The 3,472-nt window shown below is 56.5% G+C and carries 5 protein-coding genes and 1 pseudogene; 3 read left to right on the forward strand and 3 right to left on the reverse strand.

The window, feature by feature from the left end:
* Nucleotides 1-195, reverse strand: a 195-nt coding sequence (locus tag LH128_RS34645; RefSeq protein WP_008831126.1) for a hypothetical protein, incomplete at its 3' end; no start/stop codon positions are given.
* Between the two features lie 137 nt (nucleotides 196-332).
* Entirely contained in the window at nucleotides 333-548 is a 216-nt protein-coding gene (locus LH128_RS32315) for a helix-turn-helix domain-containing protein (protein ID WP_081799049.1), read from the reverse strand.
* A 517-nt stretch (nucleotides 549-1,065) separates the two neighbouring features.
* Between LH128_RS32315 and LH128_RS18135 the strand changes: the two genes are divergently transcribed.
* The 3 genes from LH128_RS18135 (at nucleotide 1,066) to LH128_RS18140 (ending at nucleotide 2,895) form a co-directional block, all read left to right on the forward strand.
* Nucleotides 1,066-1,710 (forward strand): outer membrane protein, encoded by a 645-nt coding sequence (locus LH128_RS18135; RefSeq protein ID WP_008831127.1) that lies wholly within the window; start codon nucleotides 1,066-1,068, stop codon nucleotides 1,708-1,710.
* Between the two features lie 76 nt (nucleotides 1,711-1,786).
* Entirely contained in the window at nucleotides 1,787-1,960 is a 174-nt protein-coding gene (locus LH128_RS34650; RefSeq protein WP_156799953.1) for a hypothetical protein, read from the forward strand.
* Between the two features lie 98 nt (nucleotides 1,961-2,058).
* Nucleotides 2,059-2,895 (forward strand): IS5 family transposase, encoded by an 837-nt coding sequence (locus tag LH128_RS18140; RefSeq protein ID WP_024018979.1) that lies wholly within the window; start codon nucleotides 2,059-2,061, stop codon nucleotides 2,893-2,895.
* Between the two features lie 389 nt (nucleotides 2,896-3,284).
* Here the strand turns inward: LH128_RS18140 and LH128_RS18145 are convergent.
* Nucleotides 3,285-3,472: pseudogene (locus LH128_RS18145) on the reverse strand (IS6 family transposase); the annotation flags it as partial.

Below are 3,472 nucleotides of genomic sequence, written 5' to 3' on the forward strand. Positions count from 1 at the left end.
TACCAGTTCGATAAACCCCTCACGGCACATCGGACGCAATCTACCCGTCGCCGAAACGAACATCGCATTGTTCACGACCGACAAGCTATCTACGCCGACTGCATCGAGGCCATGCGCCAGCACGCTCCTCGCCAAGATCGCGCTGGAAATCCGAATTGGCGACTCGCCTACAGCCGGGTAAAAGACCGCGCGCATTCCATCGCCTCGGGCTACAGAGACCGGACCTCGTATGGGTTGCGCGATTGAGAATGCGGGCTTTTAAATTCGTGCTATTCTCGGCCCGCTTTCGACGACTGGTTTCCCGAAGTCCTGAAAGTTCCGGCCGATTACTTTTAGATCAGACCGCCAAATACGACGTGCGCGATCATATGTGCTCGGTTACGCGCCCGTGTTTTCAGCCGGACATTCTCGATATGCCGTTCAACCGTGCACGGCGCGATCTTAAGATTTAATGCTGCCTCTTTTGCCGAGTACCCGTCAGCGACGAGGCGGACGACTTCGGCTTCACGCCTTGTCAGCACCGGTGCATTTTCAGCAAGTCGAATCATAGGTCCCCCTTTATTAACCATCATAAGGGAAGGTATTCATTTTCAAGTGCATATGGAATGGTGATTTTTCCCATGTGAACGATTACAAAGAATGCCTTTTGGGGATTGGTACAACTCATCCGATAGTGCAGAAGTGCACATTAGCAGGCCAGTTGGCCTTGCCTAACGTATCTCGTGCGTTTGGCGAGAACCGGTATTGACCCTGCAGGTATTTTTCATCGGTGAGACTATCAACTCGCACACAGCTCACGAATCTCCCGATGTCTTTCAACGCAGGAGCAATCGGTTGTGATACCCGTAAACGGCTCAGTTTACGCGGCGAAATCCTCGCTGGAGTGCGCTCATTGATCGTATGATCGAGCGGCATTTTTTTCCCGTTGATACATCATGAGCGGTCGCATCAGTGTTGCAATTTGGTCACATGCTTTCGTAGTTTCAACCGATTGCCGCGGTCCTCGGAAACTTGATGGGCGTTTCCATCTTTTGCCATTCGAATGACACTCCAGAGGATACTTCCATGACTTTCAAGCCGCTCTCCCTTGCAGTCGCTGTTGCTGCGGGAATCGCGTCCACGTCGGCAATGGCTCAGGATGCAGGCGTCGACGCTTCGACGAATGCGCCGATCGTGGCCGAAAACGGCACTAGCTTTCGCGGCATCCGCCTTGAAGGTAACTTTGGCGGTGACCGCTTTCAGTCGGAGGGTAACCACAACGACAAGTTTGGTTATGGTGGTACAATCGGCTTCGACGGCACTTTGGGTGAGCGCGTCGTGATCGGTGCGGAAGGCAGTTTCTGGAAGCCCGGCAAGGGCAACGAGAACACCACGGCGCTCGCCAATGGAAACAGTATCGACCATAAGGCGTTTGAAGAATGGGGCGCTGCTGTACGAGCCGGCTTTCTAGCCACTCCGGACGTTTTGATCTTTGGTAAGGCCGGCTACGTAAACGGCGAACAACGCGAGCGCATTGAAGGACCCGTAGGCAATACACTCGTGTACGATCACTACCGCGCTGACGGCTATCAAGTCGGCGGCGGCGTCGAATTTTCTCTGACGCAAGGACGCCTTCCGGTTTATGCGAGTGCACAGTACGTATATTCAAACTATCACGGCAATAGCAGCCGTCAGCGCGTGATGGGCGGCATCGGCATTCGTTTCAAGTAAGCGTCGCCGGACCTCGATGACAGCCTCAAGGGGCCCGCGCCGGAAGGTACGGGCCCCTTTTGGTTGTGTGGAAGGTATGGACCGGAAAGTGCGGCAGGCCTTCAAACATGGCCGATCAATGCGCCGGATCACGATTGAGCATGGCCGGGCAACCCACAAGTGGCGCTACCGCATCGAGCGCATGTTTGGCGGTTTCAGAATCGGCGGCGCAATCGCGACCGGTGCGATCAATTCGCCGCTAGTCACCTAGAACCGAAATGAGCTTCGTTATATAAGAGCCTCATCCGAAAGTTGTTGAGCAATACCAGCATGTTGTGATTCACGCCTCTTTGCGACAAGAAGGAGTGGATGGTGGCATGGACTGGTATTGCCCGGCGTGAGCATAGTCGGGAAGGTTTGCGATATCCATCGGATATGACGGACACGGAGTGGGTGCTGGCAGCACCTTTCGTTCCACCGGCGAGGCGAGGTGGCCGACGCCGGACTACCGACATGCGCGAGGTTCTGAACGCGATGCTGTACATCGCGGCAAGCGGGTGGGCGTGGCGGCTTCTGCCGAAGTGCTTTCCTCCGGTATCGACGGTGCGGCGCTATTTCTATGCCTGGCGCGATGCCGGTCTGTTCGACGCGATCAACACGGTGCTGGTCATGAACCTGCGGGAAATCGAAGGGCGTGAAGCTTCGCCCAGCGCCGGAGTGATCGACAGCCAATCGGTCAAGACCACCGAAAGTGGCGGAATCTCGGGCTATGACGCGGGCAAAAAGGTGAAAGGCCGGAAGCGACATATCCTGACGGACACCTGCGGCTTCCTCATCTTCATCCTCGTACATGCCGCCGATATTCAGGACCGAGATGGGGCCGTCGATGTGCTGGCAGCCATTCGCAAACGGTTTCCCTGGCTGCGACACATCTTTGCCGATGGCGGTTACGCAGGCGATAAGCTACGATCCGCCTTGGTTGGCATGGGCAAATGGACGATCGAAATCATCAAGCGATCGGACAAGGCGAAAGGCTTTCAGGTGCTGCCCCGCAGATGGGTGGTCGAACGGACTTTTGCCTGGCTCGGGCGCTGTCGTCGGCTCGCAAAAGACTGGGAGCGATCCATAGCCTCGTCCACCGCTTGGGCCCTCGTCGCCTCAATCCGCATGCTCACGCGCAGAACCGCAAGGCTTTGTCAGAATTGAGAAACTTCCGAATCCGGCTCTTAATCCCGACGCTCACCGTGGTACCGCTGCCTTGGATGTCAAATCCTCACAGTGCAAGGTTCGCGCGGCAATTAGTCTGTCGCGAGTTCGATTGTCGCTGTCTACCCGCCCCATACCAGCAGGTAAACGCCTTGACCTGACGCACTCAACTGGCCCGGTCGGACATCAGTGATATGCGCGCGAACAACTAAATTACCTACCCGCTTATTATCGACCGCACGAGCGATCTTTGAGAGAAGCTTGTCATGGTCGAGGATAGTCAGCGATAACGGGTATGGCGAAAAGAATGCGACCATGTCCGAGCTGGGTGCGCGGGCTCTGTTGCAAAGATTGGCGGCAGTCAGAGGTAGGCTGTCGCTCTGCGCCGATCAGGCGGCTGCTGCGAAATGGTGGTTGAGCATGCCCATGGCCTCCGTCAGCGCCGAGGGCCCAATGCCAAAAGCTCTCTCCACAAGGCGCACCTCGCCCCTGATGCCGGGCTGCAGGCACCAGGGGCGAGCCTGTCCTTTGCGCAGGGCTCGCATGACTTCGAATCCCTTGATCGTGGCATAGGCCG

Source organism: Sphingomonas sp. LH128, from assembly GCF_000293195.2.
Lineage (GTDB): Bacteria > Pseudomonadota > Alphaproteobacteria > Sphingomonadales > Sphingomonadaceae > Novosphingobium > Novosphingobium resinovorum_A.

Excerpts from the sequence above, each read along its gene's own strand:
- LH128_RS32315 (WP_081799049.1), bottom strand. The coding sequence starts at position 548 with ATGATTCGACTTGCTGAAAATGCACCGGTGCTGACAAGGCGTGAAGCC.
- LH128_RS18135 (WP_008831127.1), top strand. The coding sequence starts at position 1,066 with ATGACTTTCAAGCCGCTCTCCCTTGCAGTCGCTGTTGCTGCGGGAATC.
- LH128_RS34650 (WP_156799953.1), top strand. The coding sequence starts at position 1,787 with ATGGACCGGAAAGTGCGGCAGGCCTTCAAACATGGCCGATCAATGCGC.
- LH128_RS18140 (WP_024018979.1), top strand. The coding sequence starts at position 2,059 with ATGGTGGCATGGACTGGTATTGCCCGGCGTGAGCATAGTCGGGAAGGT.